The sequence below is a fragment of the Bradyrhizobium nivariense genome (assembly GCF_029846695.2).
Classification (GTDB): Bacteria; Pseudomonadota; Alphaproteobacteria; order Rhizobiales; family Xanthobacteraceae; genus Bradyrhizobium.
The window spans coordinates 1-18,714 of the sequence record NZ_JARWCR020000075.1 but is presented as its reverse complement, the minus strand read 5'-3'; the positions used below and the strand labels follow the sequence as shown (position 1 = coordinate 18,714).

Sequence of the window (18,714 nt, the reverse complement as noted above, 5' to 3'; positions counted from 1 at the left end):
AACCTTCAGCGAATACTGGATGCCCGCCTTCGCGGGCATGACGGAACAGAAGAGTAACAGGAGCAACACGATGACCAAAGCGCTTGAGGGCGTTCGCATTCTCGACTTCACCCACGTCCAGTCCGGACCGACCTGCACGCAGCTGCTGGCCTGGTTCGGCGCCGACGTGATCAAGGTGGAACGTCCGGGTGTGGGCGACATCACCCGCGGCCAGCTGCAGGACATCCCGAACGTGGACAGCCTGTATTTCACCATGCTCAACCACAACAAGCGCTCGATCACGCTCGACACCAAGAATCCCAAGGGCAAGGAAGTCCTCACCGAGCTGATCAAGAAGTGCGACGTGCTGGTCGAGAACTTCGGTCCCGGCGTGCTCGACCGCATGGGCTTTCCCTGGGAGAAGATCCAGGCGATCAACCCGAAGATGATCGTCGCCTCGATCAAGGGCTTTGGTCCCGGACCGTACGAAGACTGCAAGGTCTATGAGAACGTCGCACAGTGCACCGGCGGCGCCGCCTCCACCACCGGCTTCCGCGACGGCCTGCCGCTGGTCACCGGCGCTCAGATCGGCGACAGCGGCACCGGTCTGCATCTGGCGCTCGGCATCGTCACCGCACTCTATCAGCGGACGCATTCGGGCAAGGGCCAGAAGGTGACGGCCGCGATGCAGGACGGCGTGCTCAACCTCGCGCGCGTCAAGCTGCGTGACCAGCAGCGCCTCGCCCATGGTCCCCTGAAGGAATACAGCCAGTTCGGCGAAGGCATTCCGTTCGGCGATGCCGTGCCGCGTGCCGGCAACGATTCCGGCGGCGGTCAGCCCGGCCGCATCCTGAAGTGCAAGGGCTGGGAGACCGATCCCAATGCCTACATCTACTTCATCACCCAGGCCCCGGTCTGGGAGAAGATCTGCGACGTGATCGGCGAGCCGACCTGGAAGACCGATCCGAACTATGCCAAGCCGGCCGTCCGCCTGCCGCGCCTGAACGAGATCTTCGGCCGCATCGAACAATGGACGATGACGAAGTCGAAATTCGAGGCGATGGAAATCCTCAACAAGGACGACATCCCCTGCGGCCCGATTCTGTCGATGAAGGAGATCGCCGAGGATCAATCGCTGCGCGCGACCGGCACCGTGGTCGAGGTCGACCACCCCACCCGCGGCAAGTACATCTCGGTCGGCAACCCGATCAAGCTGTCGGACTCCCCGAGCGACGTGGAGCGCTCCCCGCTGCTCGGCGAGCACACCGACGAGATCCTGCGCAGCGTGCTCGGCTTCAGCGACCACCAGGTCGCCGATATCCACAAGTCCGGCGCGCTCGACCCGCCGCAGAAGCAGGCCGCCGAGTAAACGGGTCTATCCAAAGACACGAAAGGCCGCCGGTTTCGGCGGCCTTTTTGTTGGTGCGGAAAGGGCCGCATCGCACGATCGGCACGCTTGCCGCGCCGCCAAGGCTGGAATAAACATTGGTCCGCGAGGAACAGATGCGGTGGCCGGCCGTTACTCTCTCGACCGGCGTGCTCCCGGAAATGCGAGCATGCCGTCTCCACAGCGAGTGCAGCGCGCCTCGCAAAGATCTGCCCCACGCTGAAGAATTGGCCGCCTTCGCTTCCGAGGGTGGCAAGTCGACCCTTTCAGCTTAGGCACGGGAGGCGTCGCGTCCGGCACTCGTCAGGACCACGCTCGTTGATCAAATTGAGGGCGAAAATGTTGAAAGATCAATCCTCTGATCGCGCCAAGCGTGAAGCCAACAAGGCGTTCAAGCCTGCGAAAACGCAGAAGCCGATGAATGACTATGCGAAGGACCAGAACTCCTTCAACGAGAATCGCGAGCGGCTGAAAGCGGAGCGATTGGCCCGGGAGGCGAAGCCGGGAAGCCGCTCCGAATAGGAGCGTCGGTACCACGCTCCGATCGCGGATTACGCTGAAGGCGCGACGCCGAAATCCGCGCCTGATCTACAGCATCGACAGCACGACGATCCCGTCCTCGACTGCCCCCGAAGCCAGCTGCGCCCGCGCCATGCGCTCGAATTCGGTCCGGTTCTTGTGGAGATAGCTGAACGCCTGCTTCTGCGTCAGAAATGTCGTCGCAAGACGGCACATCTGTCGGCCCGCGCCAAGCGCGAGAAAGAAGGTGATGGTGCCACCGCCGTCCGACTTAACTCTAGGCACGACCCGCACTCTTTGGCATATGACCGGCCCTCTCCAAGTTGTCGTCGGCGCTATGGAGGGCGACTATGGCGTCACCTTCTTCTTGCGCTTCGTCGGGGCGGGCGCCGGCAACGATGCTTGAAGGGTTGCGTCGGCCGCTTCCTTGGCTTTGCGCAGCTCTCGAAGCCGCGCCATGTTCTTGCGAACATCGACGGCTTGCTTTTCGGCATCCGCCATGGCTCGCACCCCTTCTTCAGCAGCCAAACGCTGACGATTGGAGCGCGCGATGGCTTCAGGTGACGGTTCGGCCGATTTCCTGACGCTCATTGTTCACCCTGTTCTGCAACGGACAAAACCCGCTCAATCCTGGGATCGAGCGGGTAGCATGGCCGTTTCAGTACATCCGTGAAACGGCACCAGGGCTTTAGGCGAGCGAGAGATTCTCTGCGCTGACCTTGCCCCGCATCTTGTCGGTCTTGAGCTCGAAGTTGACCTTTTGGCCCTCAGCGAGACCCGCAAGACCAGCCCGTTCGACCGCGCTGATGTGAACGAACACATCATTACCGCCGTCGTTCGGCTGAATGAATCCAAAGCCCTTCTGGCCGTTGAACCACTTTACAGTACCTGTCGTCATTTTCTTCTCCAAAGCGCATACGCGCGGGTTCCGCGTGATAGTCACGCAGAACAAAATTCTATTCGTCGATGTCTATGGAAAAGGAGCCCGCGGGCGCATTCAACAAGGCACAGCGGCTGAACGAACGGCTCTAACGTATACCTCATCTGCCTCATTTGCAAGGCTTGGCGGATTCCGGGGGGGCTTGGCCGGATTTCAAGGCTTGGCCGGCTTTAACGCCTCAGAGGCTCGGCGGTACGTTTTTCAGGCTGATTCAGGCCGCAAGGCGTCTGACGCAAGGTGAGTTGCGTGTCCGCAGCCGCGATTGATGCATAGCTGGTTCTGCTAATTTAGGCCCGAGAACGCCGACATGACGCCGCGCTATCGAGCGCTCATCGTTCGCCGCCAGCGAACTGCTCGCGGAAGAACTGCACCACCGCCGCGTTGAACTCGCGGTGAAAGGCCGCCCTGTCAAATCCCGCCGGGGTATCGGTGCAGATGCGCGGGACGGCCGCCGCCAGCTCGGCCGAGCAAGGCGCGAGGAACGCGAAGTGACCGGCCGGCACGACATGAATCTCCGGCTTGCCCGGTAGGCCTTCCGCGACGCGCGCCGTGCCCGAACCGTCACCGACACCAGGCCCGCCGAACTGCGACCGCCAGAATTGGAAAGGCACTTTGACGACGGCGAGATTCTCCCGCGTCAGGACGGCCGGCGCAGGATCGACGACCACGGCAGCGCGGATCCGTGCATCCTGCGCCGGGTCAGGCGGCGTCTCGCCATTGTGTAGTTGCGCGCAAGCTCCCGTGGTCTCCTTGCAAAGGCTCGCAACCCTGCCAAAATCCGGCTTGGCCCCCATCAACGCCAAGCCGGTAGAGCCGCCAATCGAGAACCCGAAGAAGCCGACTTTGGCGGGATCAATCACCGCGCGGTCTTTCCAGATGTCGAGCATGAAATCGAGCAGGCGCACCATGTCCGCCGGACGCGATCCCCAGACCGACAGGGTGTCGCGCCGGGAGGAGTCGCTATAGGTGTCGCCGGGATGATTGATGGCGGCAACGACGAAACCGGCGTCGGCCAGCACCTCCTCGGTGTCATGGTTGGCGCCGAACCAACCGCCCCGGCCGTGCGAGAAGATCACCAGCGGCAGCTTGGCGCCGGTGACGGGGCAATCCTTCACGCCCTTCAGATCGAAATCGGCACCGACCGAAAGACTGCCGAGCGCCACGTGTGTCGGCTCCGCCGCGCACGGATACCAGATCGCGCCTGACAGCGCCGGATCGGACTCGAGAAGCTGAATGCCCGCAGCCTCCGCGGGCGAACCGAGACAGCAGAGCGTCACGGCGAAAGCCCAAAGTATCCTGCGCAACAGAAGCCCCCTGATTTCGCGCAGGAGTTGAGCGAGGAACGATAGCGGAATTGTGGCTTCAACTCGCTGAGCGAGGACGTCGTGGCTGCCCCGCGGCTACCGTCGGAGAAGCTCTCATTAGCGGCTATGATATTCTCATCAGCGGCTATGATATTCTCATCGCGTACCTGCAACCCAACATGATCACAGTCGGCGATATCCCGAATTCCAAGATTTTCGGCGCGCTCGACAGCGTTCTCCGATTCAGAACGCATGTATCGCAATAATGCATTTTTACAAAACGAAGGGGTAACCTAGCTTGATCGATGCCAAGCCGTACGGCTGCGCAATGGAGCGCGACGACGGAGGGATCGACACCGACCGATGCGGCTATTTTTTAATCAGACGTCGCCATACGCCCGCAAGGTAAGGGTTGCCATTCACGAGCTCGGATTAAGCGACGCGATTCAGTTTGTCGAGGTCGACCCCTGGCTCGAGCCGCATGACTTCACCGACATCAACCCGCTCTCCAAGGTGCCGGCACTCGTTCTCGCCAACGGGACGCTTGTGACCGAGAGCGACACGATCGGACAGGCCCTGCACGGCCTGACCGTCGACTCGCAACTCATCCCGAACGAGGAGCCTGCGCGACACCTCTGCCTTGGACGCGCCGCTGTTTGTCAGGGGCTGAAAGACGCAACCTTCATCTGCGCAATCGAAGGGCGCAGGCCATTGGAGTTGCGCTGGGCGGATTGGGTTGCGCGTCAGGAGCGAGCGATTACGCGGACGCTGTCATCGATTGAAGCCCGCTTCGACCTCGATGACCGGCGCTTCGACCTCGGCGACATCGGGCTCGCCTGTGCACTTGACTATATCGATTTTCGCGCGGGGCATCTGTCATGGCGTTCCGAAAGACCAAGGCTTGCCGAAAGACCAAGGCTTGCCGAAAGACCAAGGCTTGCCGAAAGACCAAGGCTTGCCGACTGGTTTGAACGCGCGCGCGTTCGGTCATCCATGATCGCGACACGGCCATGCTGAGTTTCGAGCCCGGAACGGTCTTCAGCAGCCGTCACCTCGCCGATATTTTCAGCACCGCGCCGATGCGCGCTATTTTCGGTGAGCGCGCTTCACTGGAATCGATGCTCCTGGTCGAGGTCGCGCTGGCCAAGGTTCAAGGGCAGCTCGGTGTGATTCCTGCCGAGGCTGCTGCTGCGATCGCCTCCGCTGCACGTACTGAACTACTCGATCTTGACGAATTGGCCGCGGGCACTTTGCGCGCTGGTTTGCCGGTCGTGAATCTGGTCGAGCAGTTGATCCGACTCACCGGCAAACCCCATGGCGAATTCGTCCATTGGGGTGCCACGAGTCAGGACATCATGGACACCGCGCTCGTGATGCAGATACGCGACGCGCTCGAGCTCGTCCACCGCGATCTGGAGCGCCTGATATCGGCGATTGCGGATCTGGCGCGTACCCATCGCGATACGCCCATGGTCGGCAGGACCAAACTTCAACACGCGATCCCGATCACCTTCGGCTTCAAGGCTTCCGTCTGGTTGTCGGGCCTGCTGCGCCACAGGCAACGTCTCGCCGAACTCAAACCAAGGGTCCTGCAGGTTCAGTTCGGCGGTGCGGTCGGCACTTTCGCATCGCTCGGCGATGATGGCGACCTCGTCCGCGCTGCGCTGGCCCGCGAGCTCGGACTCGGCGAGCCGCTGGTGGCATGGCATGCCGCGCGCGACGGCTTGGCCGAGACGGTTTGCCTGCTCGGGCTGATCTCCGCGACCCTGAGCAAGATCGCAACCGATGTCGTGTTGATGGCGCAGACCGAGGTCGGCGAAGTGCTGGAGCCAGGCGGCCAGGGCCATGGCGCCTCCAGCACCATGCCGCACAAGCGAAACCCGATCATCTGCGAGCAGATTCTCAGCACCGGACCGTCACTGCGCCGGCTCGCAAGCGCCATGCTCGACGCTTCGGTCCACGACCATGAACGGGCGACGGGACCGTGGCAAGCCGAATGGTTGCTGCTGCCGGAAGCGTTCGCGCTGGTCTCCCGGGCCATGGATAACGCGGTTCGACTCTGCACCGGACTGGTCGTCAGACCCGATGCGATGCAGGCCAATCTCGGGCGGACACAGGGGCTCATCGCCGCCGAGGCCGTCATGATGGTGCTGGCTCCGCGCGTCGGGCGCCATCATGCGCACGAAATGGTGAGTGCGGCATGCACGCACGCCATCGCTTCGGGCCTGACATTAGCCCAGAGCCTTTCGCGCGATCCGGCCGTGACGGCCCACATCGCCCCGCATGAGATCGAGGCGGCCGCGGACCCGGCTCGATACATCGGCCTGTCCGGCCGTGAGGTCGATCGTGTCCTCGCGGCCTGTGCTGATCGACCAGCCAGCGCGGTGCGAGAGACGACACCATTGACACGGGGTGAGACCGCATGATTCTGAAATGCACGCGCACGGTCCTCGTCGCAGCTGCGGCGCTGACAATGTTGAATGCGGCACAGGCCGAGTCGCCGTTCCCGTCACGGCCGATCATGTTGATCGTCCCGTTCGCGGCTGGCGGCCCCAATGACGTGATGAGCCGGATCGTGTCCGAACACATGTCGCGAACACTCGGGCAGCCGATCATTGTCGAGAACGTCGCCGGGGCCGGCGGCACGACCGGCTCAACGCGCGTCGCGAAAAGCGCTCCCGACGGTTATACGCTGGTCAGCGGTCACGTCGGCACACATGCGGCATCGGTCGCGCTGTATCCGAATCTTCGTTACGATCCGCTGGTTGATTTCACGCCGATTGGCCTGGTCGCGGAAACGCCGATCCTCGTCGTCGCCCGCCGCGACCTCGCCGCAGACAGCATGGCGTCGTTCATCGCGATCGCCAAGGCGCGCGGCCCGGACCTCACCCTGGGCCATGCGGGTGTCGGTTCGATCAGCCACATCAGCTGTCTGCTGTTCACCAATTTGGTCGGGTTCAAGCCGGTTGAAGTGCCCTATCGCGGATCGGCGCTGGCGATGACCGACCTGATCGCAGGCCGCAGCGACTTCAGCTGTGGACTGTTGGGAGACGTTCTTCCCTTCCTGGGTGACAACAATTTGCGTTTTCTGACCGTTTCGGCCCCCGCACGCGTTCCGCAATTGCCGGACACACCGACGGCCAAGGAAGCAGGGCTTCCACAGTTTGTCGCATCGAGCTGGTTCGCGTTCTACTTGCCGAAAGGCGCGCCTGACGCCATTCGCGACCGGTTCTCCGATGCGCTTCGCGCGGCGCTCGACGACGACAGCGTGCGGAGACGGCTTGAACTGGTAGGCTTGATCCTGCCGCCGCCGGATCAGCGAGGCCCCGAACCACTCAAGCGGCGGATGGCCGATGAGATCGCGCGCTGGCAGGACATTGTCAAAACCGCGCAGATTCGACTCGATCAATAAACGCAACCGATCCTGGTGTTTGTCAGGTCGCCCGCTCTAGCGCCAATCATCCCTCAAAAAATTCGAGGCGCCCTGTCGGATCGGCAGTATCTCGGTCGTCCTCGGGACATGAATGGGCAGTAGACGCCAATGTCGAGCCCATCAATTCACAGGGATGACCACCATGCCCAGCACTGTCCGCCTGCACCGCGTTCTCTCGACCAGCCCGGAGAAAGTCTATCGCGCCTTCCTGGAGGCGGATGCGCTGGCGAAATGGCTTCCGCCGAACGGCTTCACCTGCACCGTCCATCATTTCGAGCCGAAGGTCGGGGGCACGTTCAAGATGTCGTTCCGTAACTTCACGACCGGCGACAGCCACGCCTTCGGCGGCGAATATCTCGAGCTCGTCCCCGGCGAACGTCTCCGCTACACCGACAGGTTCGACGATCCCAATCTGCCGGGCGAGATCCAGGTGACCGTGATCCTGAAGAAGGTCCTGGTCGGCACCGAGGTAGACATCACGCAGGCGGGCATCCCCGACGTCATCCCGCCGGAGGCCTGTTATCTCGGCTGGCAGGAATCGCTGCGGAATCTGGCACGTCTCGTCGAGCCCGAGATCAATCAATAGCGTCTGAAGCGGAGCGAGCGCCTCGTCCTTCGAGACGACCGCTCCGCGGTCTCCTCAGGATGAGGCTAGCGGCAACGGCGCTCGTCGAGACTGCGGCCACATACTCCGACCTCATCCTGAGGGCCCGCCAAAGGTGGGCGTCTCGAAGGATGGGCCGCCGAAACGGTCGCAAGTGCGATCGCCAGCTCACGAATGGGGCCAGCGATCGAGTGTCATCTCAGCGAGCCTACGCGCTCGCCCCCGACTCGAGCCCGCCGCTTGCGGTCCAGCGGTCCGGGTCGGGACTGTGCCCGATCAAAGCAAGGCCGTAGGCGATCGATTCGAACTGGTCGCCCGACATCAGACGTTCGTTGCCGAACCGCTCGGCGAACAGTTTTCGGACGGCGGGCACGAAGGACGTGCCGCCGGTCAAAAACACCTTCTCCACTTCGCGCGCGGTGATGCCGGCTTCGCCAAGCACCTTGTCGACGGTGGCCCCGAGCCTGGCGATATCGTCGGCAATCCAGGCTTCGAAATTCTTCCGCGTGATGGTCGAGCCAATGTCGACCCCGCCGCCCCTGAAGCGGAACTCGACCTGATCCTGCGCGGACAGCGCGACCTTGGCGTCGGACACCGCGCGGTACAGCGAAAAGCCGAGGTCGAGATCGACGATGGTGATGAAATCCTCGAGCAGAGCCGGCTTCAGCGCGGAGCGCGACAACTCCCGGAGCTCGCGCAGGTCGCCGTTGCTCTTCATCATCGCGAGCTGATGCCAGCGCGCGAGGTTGGTGTAGTGGCCGGTGGGGATCGGCAGCACCTTGTCGAACGAGCGGAAGCTGGAGCCTTTGCCCAGCCGCGGCGAGACGACGTGATCGACGATGCGGTAATCGAACGTGTCGCCCGCGATCCCGATGCCGGCATGACCGAGCGGCTCGGCGCGCAAGCTGCCGCCTTTGCGAGAGAAACGCATCACGGAGAAGTCGCTGGTGCCGCCACCAAAATCCGCAACCAGCACGGTGGCGTCGCGCTCCAGCCGGCGGGCGAAGGAGAACGCGGCTCCGACGGGCTCGTAGACATAGCGCGCGTGGCCGGCGCCAAGGCGCTCGAACGCGGCCCGGTAGCGCTGCATCGCCAGCGCCTCGTCGGGATTGCCGCCGGCGAAGCGCACCGGGCGGCCGACCGTGATGGTCGATGTCTCGAAGCCGAGTTTATCGCCGCCATGACGCGCCAGCGTCCGCAGGAACGCCGCCAAAATATCCTCGAACTTGTAGCGCTGCCGGAACACCTGGGTGGTGTTGAAGCTGCTGCTTGCGGCGAAGGTCTTGAACGACTGGAGGAAGCGGTAGACATGGCGTCCTTCGAGGAACTGCTCGATCGCCCACGGGCCGCCTTCGGCCTGGGCTCCGGCTCCCGGCCGGTCCTCCCAGAAGCACAGCGCCGACACGAAGACGCTGTGGCGCCGTCCGCCATGGTCGAACCGGATGGCCTCGACCCGGCGGTCGTCCGCCGCAAGGGCTACGACCGTGTTGCTGGTCCCAAAATCGATGCCGATCGAGACGGCGGGCGAGGCGCTCGACATGAACCACTCTGACAGATGATTGGAAGGGGGGCAGACCACTATCGGCTTTGCCTTGTCCTGCCAAGACCCCCGAGCCTTTGCTCGTTTCGGCAGCCCTGTCGGGACTTTACGCCCAAAATGGCCCCGTTAATCCCGTGTTATGCTGCAATGCGGGACAGCGCATGCTGCTATGCAATGGCATGCATAGACAGTGGCATCTGGTATACATAGATTGTCGAAATGAGACAGCGATACTGACCGTCTCAAGAAAGGAACTTCCGATGTCCAAGACCGCTGCCGTCGCTCTCGCCCCGTCTTCCTCGCTGTTCGCCCGCCTGATGGCCGCGATCGACCGCCTCCTGATGGCGAGCGCCGAGATCTCGAATCACAATGGCGACCTGCCGCGTTTCGGCCTGTAAGCCGGCGCGATCCCGCGCTGCCGCGCAGCGCGACGGTTTCAGGACCGGTTCGCATACTACTTTTGATGAATGGCCCCGCAGGACGGGGCCATTTCTACTTGTGCTGGCCCGAGTCACAGCCGCGGCCGGGCAAGTTGCTGCGGCATTTGCGCACGGTGACCGGACCAGCGCTTGATGCTTGGCATAATGCATACAAGAATGCCGTTCCAGCGCTCGCAGAAAAATGAGAGGCGCCACGGGAGGCTTTATGACGGACATGGTGCAAGCAACCGCCCCTACAGCTGCGCGCGTTAGCGACACGTATCGCTGGGCGCAATTGGCGGTCGGTGTAGCGGCGATGGTGATGATCGCCAACTATCAATACGGCTGGACGTTCTTCGTCCCCGACATCCAGAAGAAATTCGGCTGGGATCGTGCGTCGATCCAATGGGCCTTTACGCTGTTCGTGCTGTTCGAGACCTGGCTCGTGCCGATCGAAGGATGGTTCGTCGACAAATACGGTCCGCGCATCGTTGTGCTGATCGGCGGCGTGCTCTGCGCCGCCGGCTGGGCAATCAACGCGGAGGCCACAACGCTCAACGGCTACTATCTCGGCATGATCATCGCGGGCATCGGCGCCGGTGGCGTCTACGGCACCTGCGTCGGCAACGCGCTGAAATGGTTTCCGGACAAGCGCGGTCTTGCCGCGGGCATCACGGCCGCGGGCTTCGGTGCTGGCTCCGCGCTGACCGTCGCGCCGATCCAGGCCATGATCAAGGACAGTGGCTTCCAGACCACGTTCCTCTATTTCGGCCTGGGACAAGGCATCATCATCTGCATCCTCGCCTTCTTCCTGCTCGCGCCGAAAGCGGGCCAGGTGCCCGTCGTGGCGGCGAACGCCGCGCTGGTGCAGACCCGTCGTAACTACCAGCCAACCGAGGTGCTGCGTCAGCCGATCTTCTGGCTGATGTACTTCATGTTCGTGATCGTCGGCGCCGGCGGCTTGATGGTGACGGCGAACCTGAAGCCGATCGCGGTCGACTGGAAAGTCGACAGCGTTCCGGTCACGCTGATCGGCATGACCATGACGGCGGTGACGTTCGCAGCCACCATCGATCGCGTGCTCAACGGCCTGACCCGTCCGTTCTTCGGCTGGATCTCTGACATGATCGGCCGCGAGAACACGATGTTCATCGCCTTCGGCATGGAAGGCATCGGCATCTGGTTGCTCTATCTCTGGGGCCACGATCCGATCTGGTTCGTGCTGCTGTCGGGCTTCGTGTTCTTCGCCTGGGGCGAGATCTACTCGCTGTTCCCCTCGACCTGTACCGACACGTTCGGCGCCAAGTTCGCGACCACCAATGCGGGCCTGCTTTACACCGCAAAGGGCACCGCAGCGCTGCTGGTTCCGGTCGCAAACCTGATGCAGCAGGGCTCGGGTCATTGGGACAACGTGTTCATGATCGCGGCCGGCGCCAACATCCTGGCTTCGCTGCTGGCGATCGCGGTGCTCAAGCCCTGGCGCAAGGTCGTGGTCGCCCAATCGACCGTCTGACGCCCATCACCCGCGCGATCTTGCGCATGACGCCCGGCCTCACGGCCGGGCGTTTCGTTTTGTACGAAGCTTCCCAGATTCGCTTAAACCGAACGGAACCGGGCATTTTCTTGCGGCGCGGTCCGACATAGGGCTTGCATTCTGGAATATGGTATACCAAGGTGCCGGCCGCGCTTGCGACGATAAGCCACAATATTTGCGACATCAGGTCATCTTGCAGCCGGTGTCGACCAGACAAGCGCCTTGGGAGGTTGTTGATGATTTCCAGCACGGATGGCGCCGTGACCGCTGCGCCCCTTCGCACAGGTTTCCGTTGGCTCCAGCTCGTCATGGGCATCATCTGCATGGCGATGATCGCCAATCTGCAATATGGCTGGACGCTGTTCGTCGATCCGATCGATCACGCGCACCACTGGGGACGCGCCGCGATCCAGCTCGCTTTCACCATCTTCGTCGTCACCGAGACCTGGCTGGTGCCGATCGAGGCCTGGTTCGTCGACAAATACGGTCCGCGCATCGTCGTCATGTTCGGCGGCGTCATGATCGCGCTCTCGTGGATTCTCAACTCCTACGCCGATAGCCTCACCTTGCTCTACGCGGCCGCGATCATCGGCGGCATGGGCGCGGGCGCGGTGTACGGCACCTGCGTCGGCAACGCGCTGAAATGGTTTCCCGATCGCCGCGGCCTCGCCGCCGGTGCGACAGCCGCGGGCTTCGGCGCAGGCGCCGCGCTCACCATCGTGCCGATCGCGACCATGATCGCAACGAGCGGCTATCAGCACGCGTTCCTCACCTTCGGCATCGGCCAGGGCGTGATCGTGTTCGTGCTCGCCTTCTTCATCCAGCCGCCGCGGCTCTCGATCCCGCCGAAGAAGAAGCAGCTCAATTTGCCGCAGACCAAGATCGACTTCACCCCGCCGCAGGTGCTGCGCGCCCCTATTTTCTGGGTAATGTATCTCGTCTTCGTCATGGTCGCCTCCGGCGGCCTGATGACCGCAGCGCAGATCGCCCCGATCGCGCACGACTTCAAGATCGCCGACACGCCGGTGACGCTTGCCGGCTTCCAGATGGCGGCATTGACGTTCGCGATCTCGCTCGACCGCATCTTCGACGGTTTCGGACGTCCCTTCTTCGGCTTCGTCTCCGACACGATCGGCCGCGAGCACACCATGTTCATCGCCTTCGGCACCGCCGCGGTGATGCTGTTGACGCTGTCGGCCTATGGCCACGTGCCTGTCGTCTTCGTGCTCGCGACCGCGGTCTATTTCGGCGTGTTCGGCGAGATCTACTCGCTGTTCCCCGCCACCTGCGGCGACACCTTCGGCTCGAAGTTCGCAACCACCAACAACGGCATGCTCTACACGGCGAAGGGGACGGCGTCCCTGCTCGTTCCGCTCGCCAGCGTGATCTCGGCAACGTACGGCTGGAAGGCCGTGTTCGTCGTCGCGGTGGCGCTGAACGCGACGGCGGCGCTGATGGCGCTGTTCGTGATCAAGCCGATGCGCCGCTCCTTCATCCTCGGCAAGGAAGCCGAGAGCGCCAACACCGCGACGGCTAACGCCAAGACCGAGACGGCATAACGGCCACATACCTTGCACGGGCGAGACAGGGGCGCAGCGATGCGCCCCTTTCTTTTTGGCGCTTTTTGGCGAACGGCAAACGTCAATATTGCTGCCGCAAGATTTTTCGGATCAGCCAAATCGAGCGCTTGACGATTGGCATTATGTATACCAAACTTGGCCCGTCATTCACCGAGGGAGGTTGCAATGCTGGTCGGAGACATTCTGCGCAAGAAGACACCGCGCGTTGTCACGGTGCGAATGAACGAAACGGTGGGTATCGCCGCCAAGCTGATGCGCGCCAACAATATCAGCGCGCTGGTGGTCAAGGACGTGGTCCGCTCCGAGGGTAACACCGCGGTCGGCATGTTCACCGAACGCGACGTCGTGCGCGCAGTTGCCGAGCACGGCGCCAATGCCGTCAACGTCAAGGTCTCGCAGCTCGTCTCGGTGCAGCAGCTCGTGTCCTGCACGTCGAGCGACACGATCGAGCACATCCGCCATTTGATGAACCAGAATCACATCCGCCACCTGCCTGTGATCGACGATTACAGCCTCGTCTCGGTCGTCAGCATGCGCGACATCGCCGCTGCCATGGACGAAGCGATCAACGGCACACCGCGAGCAGCCTAGAGCCTGATCCGGAAAAGCGCGCAGCGGTTTTCCGAAAAGATCATGCTCAAACAATAAACTAACGCGTCACACGTCCCCTGCGACGACCGGCCCCGGCTCGGACCCTTCCGAGCCGGACCGGATCTTTCGTGCCGAAATCCGGCTTCTGCTGCTTCGCGAGGATTCCATGAAGATCTGCATCTACGGCGCCGGCGCAATCGGCGGATATCTCGGAGTTCAGCTCGCGCGCGCGGGCGCCGACGTCAGCCTGGTCGCACGCGGCGCCCACCTCGCCGCGATGCGCGAGCGCGGCCTGACGCTGCTCGCGGGCGAGGAGAAGCACACCGTGCATCCGCGCTGCACCGACGATCCCGCCGAGCTCGGCGTGCAGGACTACATCATCATCACGCTGAAGGCGCACTCGATCACCGGCGTGATCGAGAGGATGCAGCCGCTGCTCGGACCCCACACCCGCATCGTCACCGCCGTCAACGGCATTCCCTATTGGTACTTCTACAAGCACGGCGGCCAATACGAGAACGCGACGCTGGAGAGCATCGACCCCGGCGGACGGCAGTGGCGCGAAATCGGCGCCGAGCGCGCCATCGGCTGCATCGTCTATCCCGCCACCGAGATCGAGGCGCCCGGCGTGATCCGCCACGTCTACGGCAACAACTTTCCGCTCGGCGAGCCCTCCGGCGAAGTCACCTCGGACGTGCAGCGCCTCGCCGACCTCTTCGTCGCCGCCGGGCTGAAAGCGCCGGTGCTCGACCGCATCCGCGACGAGATCTGGCTCAAGCTGTGGGGCAATGTCTGCTTCAACCCGATCAGCGCGCTGACCCATGCAACCCTCGACGTGATCTGCACCGATCCGGCCACCCGCGCGTTGTCGCGCGCGATCATGATGGAGACGCAAGGCATCGCCGAGACGTTCGGCGTCAAATTCCGCGTCGACGTCGAGCGCCGCATCGAGGGCGCACGCAAGGTCGGGGCGCACAAGACCTCGATGCTCCAGGATCTCGAGCGCGGCCGCCCGATGGAGATCGACCCGCTCGTCACCGTCGTGCAGGAGATGGGTCGTCTCACCGGCGTTGCCACACCCGCGCTCGACTCCGTGCTGGCGATGGTGACCCAGCGCGCCCGCATCGCCGGTCTCTACGACGGCATCTCGACGCCATCCAATCCGCGCGCACTGGCGGTGGCATGATGGCTGGCGAGATCAAACAATGGCTCCGCTTCCGCAATAGCGGTGCGACCGGCTTCGGCACGCTGACGTCGTCGGGCATCAGCGTGCACGAGGGCGAGATGTTCGGCCGCCACGCAGCCACCGGCAAGACGCTGGCGCTGTCGGAGGTCGAGCTGCTCGCGCCCTGCGCGCCCAGCAAGATCGTCGCGCTCTGGAACAATTTTCACGCGCTCGCGGCCAAGCTGAACCAGCCCGAGCCGCCGGAGCCGCTCTATCTCCTGAAGGCCACCACCAGCATCACGACGCCAGGCGCCGTGATCCGCCCCCCCTCTTACTATGACGGCAAGACGACCTATGAGGGCGAGCTCGGCATCGTCATCGGCAGGACCTGCGCCCGGGTGTCGCCGGCGGAAGCAGACAGCTTCATCTTCGGCTACACCTGCGTCAATGACATCACCGCCAACGACATCCTGACCAGCGACCCGACCTTCCCGCAATGGGCCCGCGCCAAGGGCATCGACGATTACGGCCCGTTCGGCCCCATCATCGCGACCGGTCTCGATCCGGCGAAGCTGGTGGTCCGCACCACTCTCAACGGCGCGGAGCGGCAGAACTATCCGATATCGGACATGATCTTTACCGCGCAGGAGCTGGTCAGCAGGATCTCCCACGACATGACCCTGCTCCCCGGCGATCTCATCGCGGTCGGCACCTCCGTCGGCGTCGGCGTGATGAAAGATCCGGTGAACACGGTGACGGTCGCGATCGACGGCATCGGCGAGCTGACCAACGAGTTTCGGCTGTAGCGCGGGCCGGTTCGTCAGTTGCTGCCGCAAGCTGACGAACCCATTGCTAAGGTGCGATGAGATTGGGATGAAGCGTCATCGCGCCTCAGGTTATTGTTTGAGCATGATCTCTTCGGAAAACCGCTACGCACTTTTCCGGATCATGCTCCATTCCGGCAAAGTGCCTCAGGCTCCCGGCCGCTGTCCGAGCCAGCCGGGGCTCGGCTCGCCCTTCACTTCGCCGAAATAGAGGGCGAAGGTCTGGCGCCACCGTTCCACGAGGGCCCGATCTTCCATGAACCGCGGAAACTCGGCGAAATGGGAGTTGGCATAGTCCCAAACCGGCTTCAGGCCGCCCTGCGGCTGCACGTCAGTGCGAACGGACCAGCCGTTATGGGCTTTGCGCTGGTTCTCCTCCGAAATCTGCCAGTTCATGTACAGTTTGGCTGCCGCCTTGTGCGGCGCGTCCTTGAGGATCGCTGCACGCTGGCCCCACCCAAGGAACGGATGCCCGTCCGCAATGGCCCATCTCACCGGCGCGTTCGCCGGTGTTGTCAGCGATCCGGATCCGCCGACGCCAACGGCCTTCTGATGCTGCGAAATGGCGAGGCCCGGCGAATGCGTGCCGCGCGCAAATTGCAGGCCTTGATCCGCCAGCTTCTGGATCCAGTCCCAGCCATAGGTCTCCGCACAGAGCTTGTAGAGAAAGAGCACGGCGTCATCGTCACGACTGGGTCCTCCGCGATACCGATGGGAAGTCCCACCGGGTACCGATCAGAGGCACGTTGAGCTGCAACAACGGCGACGCGCTGGTCACGGCGGCAGTTGCCGGTACGGGTCTCGTACTTCAGCCCGGCTTCCTCGTGGCCGATGAGATCGCGGACGGACGACTTGTCCCGGTGCTCGCGTCCTACAAGACGAGGCAATTTTTCGTCCAGTCACTTACGATCCCGACAGCGTATCCCCGCAAGGACATTGCCAAGCTTTCGGAATTCCTGTTCGAGACGATGCGGCTCGTGAATTACTAGCACCACGATATGCCGAAGGGCAGTTCGACCCGGATGACACCGCGCTCTCTGGACTTGGAGCGCTTGGCCAACTCCCTGTCAGCCGCCCCCGCGCTCGAACGACCGCGATCGACGCGCCCCTTGATCTCGGTTCCGCTCTCCAATAGCAATCATGGCGAGATTGTGCCGGCGTGAGGAAGTCACGATGTGGCTGTTGTTGCTGTTTGCTTGGTTTGTTCTGCTCGCCGCCATCGCGCTCTTCGCCCAGCAGGCGCTCGGTTACGATGTCGGCCACCTGCCCGCTTGGTTCGGAGGCCTGCCTGTCCCGCAGCGTATCGCGACCGGCGCGATCCTGGCCCTGGCGCTGGCACTGATCGGCGCCTCCGCCTGGCGGCTGTCGCGCCAGGACCGGCGCCTCGACAGTTTGCGCGACCGCCTCAAGAAGACCCGCGAGGACGTCGTCGTCGCCCACGCCCTGCAAAACCACCTCGACGCCACCGTCCAGCACCTGATCGAGAGCGACCCCCGGGAGGCCGTCTCCGCCCTCCACGACAAGCTGGGCGAGACCGAGCAGCGCGCTCTGCTCCAGCGGGGCCGCAACGAATCCACCGACATGCACGACCAGCTCGCTGAAATTCGCCGCCGTCAGCAGGGGGTGCGCGATATGGTCGGCAAGGTCGCCGATCAGCGCCGCGCGGTCGAGCCCGTCTTCACCGAGATCCGCGACCGCCAGAACCAGCTCGAACGCTCGCTGCACGACCTCGAGACCGACGACCGCAAGAACAACCTCGCCGACCGGCTCAAGGACATCGCGCGCGACGTATCGGCGCTGCTGTCGCGGGTGGGCACGGTCCAGGACACCTTTGCGACCCTGAACCAGTACAAGGAAGATCTGGCGAAATCCCACGCCGAGCTGGTGCCGCTGCGATCAACGGACGCCGGCCTCAATGCCCTGATCGGCGAGCTGAGCCTCAGCCATGACCGCCTCGCCAAGAGCGTCGACGAGCTCGAAACCGGCGGCGAAGCGCCGCTCGGCACCCGCGTCGAGACGCTGTCGAAGAACAAGATCGAGATCGAGCAGCGCCTGGCCCGCGTCGACGACAGCTTCAACATCCTGAAAGGCATCCGGCTCGACTTCGAGGAGCTCGGCCAGCGCCAGGCCCAGCTCGAACGCTCGCTCGCCGGAGTCGAGACCGACCCCGACGGCAAAACACTTGCCGACCGCCAGAATGCGCTGAACGATTTTGTTCTCCAGTCGCGCCAGCGCCTCGGCGCGTTGCAGGAGACGCTTGCGACGCTGAACGCCTTCAAGGCGGAGCTGTCGAAGTCCCAGGCCGACCTCGTCCCGCTGAAGGCCCCGGTGTTCGGCATCGAGGCCCTGATCGCGGACGTCGGCACCACCCGCGACCTCCTCGCCAAGACCGTCGGCGAGATCGAGGCGAGCGGCGACGTCACCCTCGCCTCGCGCGTCGACGCACTGACCAAGAGCAAGCGCGAGGTCGAAGACCGCCTCGCCCGCATCTTCGACAATTTCAACGCGCTCGACGGCTTGCGAAAAGACATCGGCGGCATCTTCTCGACGATCCGGAACAGCCTGAACCGGATCGGGTGAAAGCCGGGCCGCCGGCTGGTTCGAACCGCGACTGACATCCGTACGACCAATCGCTATGCGCATTATCCTCGGCCTCCTCTCCGGCTTACTCGGCATGCTCGCCGGCTGGTCCGCGCTTGCCGCATTGGTGGTCATGCTGGCGGGGCCGGACCGCGATGGCGGCACCGCCATGGGGGCATTCTTCAACATCGGCCCGATCGGCGGCGTAGCCGGCCTGATCGCCGGCATCTGGCTATTCACGCGCGTCGGTCTCGTTCGAAACAGCGCGCCGCCTCGCGCAGCGGAATCGTATGAGGCAGCCCCTCACCCCAAGAC

20 protein-coding genes and 1 pseudogene are annotated in these 18,714 nt (G+C 63.4%); 15 read left to right on the top strand and 6 right to left on the bottom strand.

Annotation, left to right across the window (positions count from 1 at the left end):
- Positions 1 to 70 precede the first annotated feature (70 nt).
- Entirely contained in the window at positions 71 to 1,348 is a 1,278-nt protein-coding gene (gene frc, locus QCM77_RS37995) for a formyl-CoA transferase (protein WP_279659953.1), read from the top strand.
- A gap of 357 nt (positions 1,349 to 1,705) precedes the next feature.
- A complete protein-coding gene (locus QCM77_RS37990; RefSeq protein WP_279659954.1) occupies positions 1,706 to 1,888 on the top strand; it encodes a hypothetical protein in 183 nt (60 codons plus the stop codon).
- A gap of 66 nt (positions 1,889 to 1,954) precedes the next feature.
- Here QCM77_RS37990 and QCM77_RS37985 read toward each other — a convergent pair whose 3' ends face one another.
- The 4 genes from QCM77_RS37985 to QCM77_RS37970 form a co-directional block, all read right to left on the bottom strand.
- Positions 1,955 to 2,179 (bottom strand): hypothetical protein, encoded by a 225-nt coding sequence (locus QCM77_RS37985; RefSeq protein ID WP_279659955.1) that lies wholly within the window; start codon positions 2,177 to 2,179, stop codon positions 1,955 to 1,957.
- 54 nt (positions 2,180 to 2,233) lie between these two features.
- Positions 2,234 to 2,476, bottom strand: a complete 243-nt coding sequence (locus QCM77_RS37980; protein ID WP_279659956.1) for a transcriptional regulator — start codon at positions 2,474 to 2,476, stop codon at positions 2,234 to 2,236.
- A gap of 97 nt (positions 2,477 to 2,573) precedes the next feature.
- On the bottom strand, positions 2,574 to 2,783 hold the full coding sequence (locus QCM77_RS37975; protein ID WP_007593324.1) for a cold-shock protein: 210 nt from the start codon (positions 2,781 to 2,783) through the stop codon (positions 2,574 to 2,576).
- Between the two features lie 371 nt (positions 2,784 to 3,154).
- The gene (locus QCM77_RS37970; RefSeq protein WP_280096297.1) at positions 3,155 to 4,129 is read right to left on the bottom strand and encodes an alpha/beta hydrolase family protein; all 975 of its coding nucleotides are present in this window, start codon (positions 4,127 to 4,129) and stop codon (positions 3,155 to 3,157) included.
- A gap of 363 nt (positions 4,130 to 4,492) precedes the next feature.
- On the opposite strand from QCM77_RS37970, the gene QCM77_RS37965 reads away from it, so the two are divergent.
- From QCM77_RS37965 to QCM77_RS37950, 4 genes are all read left to right on the top strand, one after another.
- Positions 4,493 to 5,146 (top strand): glutathione S-transferase family protein, encoded by a 654-nt coding sequence (locus tag QCM77_RS37965; RefSeq protein WP_280096296.1) that lies wholly within the window; start codon positions 4,493 to 4,495, stop codon positions 5,144 to 5,146.
- The gene (pcaB, locus tag QCM77_RS37960) at positions 5,140 to 6,555 is read left to right on the top strand and encodes a 3-carboxy-cis,cis-muconate cycloisomerase (protein ID WP_279659959.1); all 1,416 of its coding nucleotides are present in this window, start codon (positions 5,140 to 5,142) and stop codon (positions 6,553 to 6,555) included. The genes QCM77_RS37965 and pcaB overlap by 7 nt, the downstream gene beginning before the upstream one ends.
- Positions 6,552 to 7,541, top strand: a complete 990-nt coding sequence (locus QCM77_RS37955) for a Bug family tripartite tricarboxylate transporter substrate binding protein (protein ID WP_280096295.1) — start codon at positions 6,552 to 6,554, stop codon at positions 7,539 to 7,541. Before pcaB ends, QCM77_RS37955 begins: the two co-directional genes overlap by 4 nt.
- 163 nt (positions 7,542 to 7,704) lie before the next feature.
- Entirely contained in the window at positions 7,705 to 8,148 is a 444-nt protein-coding gene (locus tag QCM77_RS37950; protein WP_280096294.1) for an SRPBCC family protein, read from the top strand.
- Positions 8,149 to 8,374: 226 nt separating this feature from the next.
- Here QCM77_RS37950 and QCM77_RS37945 read toward each other — a convergent pair whose 3' ends face one another.
- The gene (locus tag QCM77_RS37945) at positions 8,375 to 9,706 is read right to left on the bottom strand and encodes an Hsp70 family protein (protein ID WP_280096293.1); all 1,332 of its coding nucleotides are present in this window, start codon (positions 9,704 to 9,706) and stop codon (positions 8,375 to 8,377) included.
- Between the two features lie 260 nt (positions 9,707 to 9,966).
- Here QCM77_RS37945 and QCM77_RS37940 point away from each other — a divergent pair, with 260 nt between their 5' ends.
- From QCM77_RS37940 to QCM77_RS37915, 6 genes are all read left to right on the top strand, one after another.
- Complete coding sequence (locus tag QCM77_RS37940) at positions 9,967 to 10,104, top strand: hypothetical protein (protein ID WP_211382977.1); 138 nt, start codon at positions 9,967 to 9,969, stop codon at positions 10,102 to 10,104.
- Between the two features lie 247 nt (positions 10,105 to 10,351).
- Positions 10,352 to 11,638, top strand: a complete 1,287-nt coding sequence (oxlT, locus tag QCM77_RS37935) for an oxalate/formate MFS antiporter (RefSeq protein ID WP_279659963.1) — start codon at positions 10,352 to 10,354, stop codon at positions 11,636 to 11,638.
- Between the two features lie 257 nt (positions 11,639 to 11,895).
- Positions 11,896 to 13,218 carry an oxalate/formate MFS antiporter gene (oxlT, locus tag QCM77_RS37930; protein WP_279691865.1) on the top strand — a complete coding sequence of 441 codons (1,323 nt, stop codon included), beginning with the start codon at positions 11,896 to 11,898 and terminating at the stop codon, positions 13,216 to 13,218.
- Positions 13,219 to 13,404: 186 nt separating this feature from the next.
- Positions 13,405 to 13,830, top strand: a complete 426-nt coding sequence (locus QCM77_RS37925) for a CBS domain-containing protein (protein ID WP_279659965.1) — start codon at positions 13,405 to 13,407, stop codon at positions 13,828 to 13,830.
- Between the two features lie 166 nt (positions 13,831 to 13,996).
- Complete coding sequence (locus QCM77_RS37920; protein ID WP_280096292.1) at positions 13,997 to 15,016, top strand: 2-dehydropantoate 2-reductase; 1,020 nt, start codon at positions 13,997 to 13,999, stop codon at positions 15,014 to 15,016.
- Entirely contained in the window at positions 15,013 to 15,801 is a 789-nt protein-coding gene (locus QCM77_RS37915) for a fumarylacetoacetate hydrolase family protein (protein ID WP_280096291.1), read from the top strand. Before QCM77_RS37920 ends, QCM77_RS37915 begins: the two co-directional genes overlap by 4 nt.
- A 165-nt stretch (positions 15,802 to 15,966) precedes the next feature.
- Here the strand turns inward: QCM77_RS37915 and QCM77_RS37910 are convergent, their stop codons facing one another.
- Positions 15,967 to 16,494 carry an extracellular solute-binding protein gene (locus tag QCM77_RS37910; protein ID WP_280096290.1) on the bottom strand — a complete coding sequence of 176 codons (528 nt, stop codon included), beginning with the start codon at positions 16,492 to 16,494 and terminating at the stop codon, positions 15,967 to 15,969.
- Between QCM77_RS37910 and QCM77_RS37905 the strand changes: the two genes are divergently transcribed.
- The 3 genes and pseudogenes from QCM77_RS37905 to QCM77_RS37895 form a co-directional block, all read left to right on the top strand.
- On the top strand, positions 16,416 to 16,808 hold the full coding sequence (locus QCM77_RS37905) for a LysR substrate-binding domain-containing protein (RefSeq protein ID WP_279691883.1): 393 nt from the start codon (positions 16,416 to 16,418) through the stop codon (positions 16,806 to 16,808). The two genes, QCM77_RS37910 and QCM77_RS37905, sit on opposite strands and share 79 nt — an antisense overlap.
- Positions 16,809 to 16,992: 184 nt before the next feature.
- A complete protein-coding gene (locus QCM77_RS37900; protein WP_280096289.1) occupies positions 16,993 to 18,399 on the top strand; it encodes a coiled-coil domain-containing protein in 1,407 nt (468 codons plus the stop codon).
- Between the two features lie 55 nt (positions 18,400 to 18,454).
- Positions 18,455 to 18,714, top strand: a pseudogene (locus QCM77_RS37895) (hypothetical protein); the annotation flags it as partial.

Excerpts from the sequence above, each read along its gene's own strand:
- frc (WP_279659953.1), top strand. The coding sequence starts at position 71 with ATGACCAAAGCGCTTGAGGGCGTTCGCATTCTCGACTTCACCCACGTC.
- QCM77_RS37990 (WP_279659954.1), top strand. The coding sequence starts at position 1,706 with ATGTTGAAAGATCAATCCTCTGATCGCGCCAAGCGTGAAGCCAACAAG.
- QCM77_RS37980 (WP_279659956.1), bottom strand. The coding sequence starts at position 2,476 with ATGAGCGTCAGGAAATCGGCCGAACCGTCACCTGAAGCCATCGCGCGC.
- QCM77_RS37975 (WP_007593324.1), bottom strand. The coding sequence starts at position 2,783 with ATGACGACAGGTACTGTAAAGTGGTTCAACGGCCAGAAGGGCTTTGGA.
- QCM77_RS37965 (WP_280096296.1), top strand. The coding sequence starts at position 4,493 with ATGCGGCTATTTTTTAATCAGACGTCGCCATACGCCCGCAAGGTAAGG.
- pcaB (WP_279659959.1), top strand. The coding sequence starts at position 5,140 with ATGCTGAGTTTCGAGCCCGGAACGGTCTTCAGCAGCCGTCACCTCGCC.
- QCM77_RS37955 (WP_280096295.1), top strand. The coding sequence starts at position 6,552 with ATGATTCTGAAATGCACGCGCACGGTCCTCGTCGCAGCTGCGGCGCTG.
- QCM77_RS37950 (WP_280096294.1), top strand. The coding sequence starts at position 7,705 with ATGCCCAGCACTGTCCGCCTGCACCGCGTTCTCTCGACCAGCCCGGAG.
- QCM77_RS37945 (WP_280096293.1), bottom strand. The coding sequence starts at position 9,706 with ATGTCGAGCGCCTCGCCCGCCGTCTCGATCGGCATCGATTTTGGGACC.
- QCM77_RS37940 (WP_211382977.1), top strand. The coding sequence starts at position 9,967 with ATGTCCAAGACCGCTGCCGTCGCTCTCGCCCCGTCTTCCTCGCTGTTC.
- oxlT (WP_279659963.1), top strand. The coding sequence starts at position 10,352 with ATGACGGACATGGTGCAAGCAACCGCCCCTACAGCTGCGCGCGTTAGC.
- oxlT (WP_279691865.1), top strand. The coding sequence starts at position 11,896 with ATGATTTCCAGCACGGATGGCGCCGTGACCGCTGCGCCCCTTCGCACA.
- QCM77_RS37925 (WP_279659965.1), top strand. The coding sequence starts at position 13,405 with ATGCTGGTCGGAGACATTCTGCGCAAGAAGACACCGCGCGTTGTCACG.
- QCM77_RS37920 (WP_280096292.1), top strand. The coding sequence starts at position 13,997 with ATGAAGATCTGCATCTACGGCGCCGGCGCAATCGGCGGATATCTCGGA.
- QCM77_RS37915 (WP_280096291.1), top strand. The coding sequence starts at position 15,013 with ATGATGGCTGGCGAGATCAAACAATGGCTCCGCTTCCGCAATAGCGGT.
- QCM77_RS37900 (WP_280096289.1), top strand. The coding sequence starts at position 16,993 with ATGTGGCTGTTGTTGCTGTTTGCTTGGTTTGTTCTGCTCGCCGCCATC.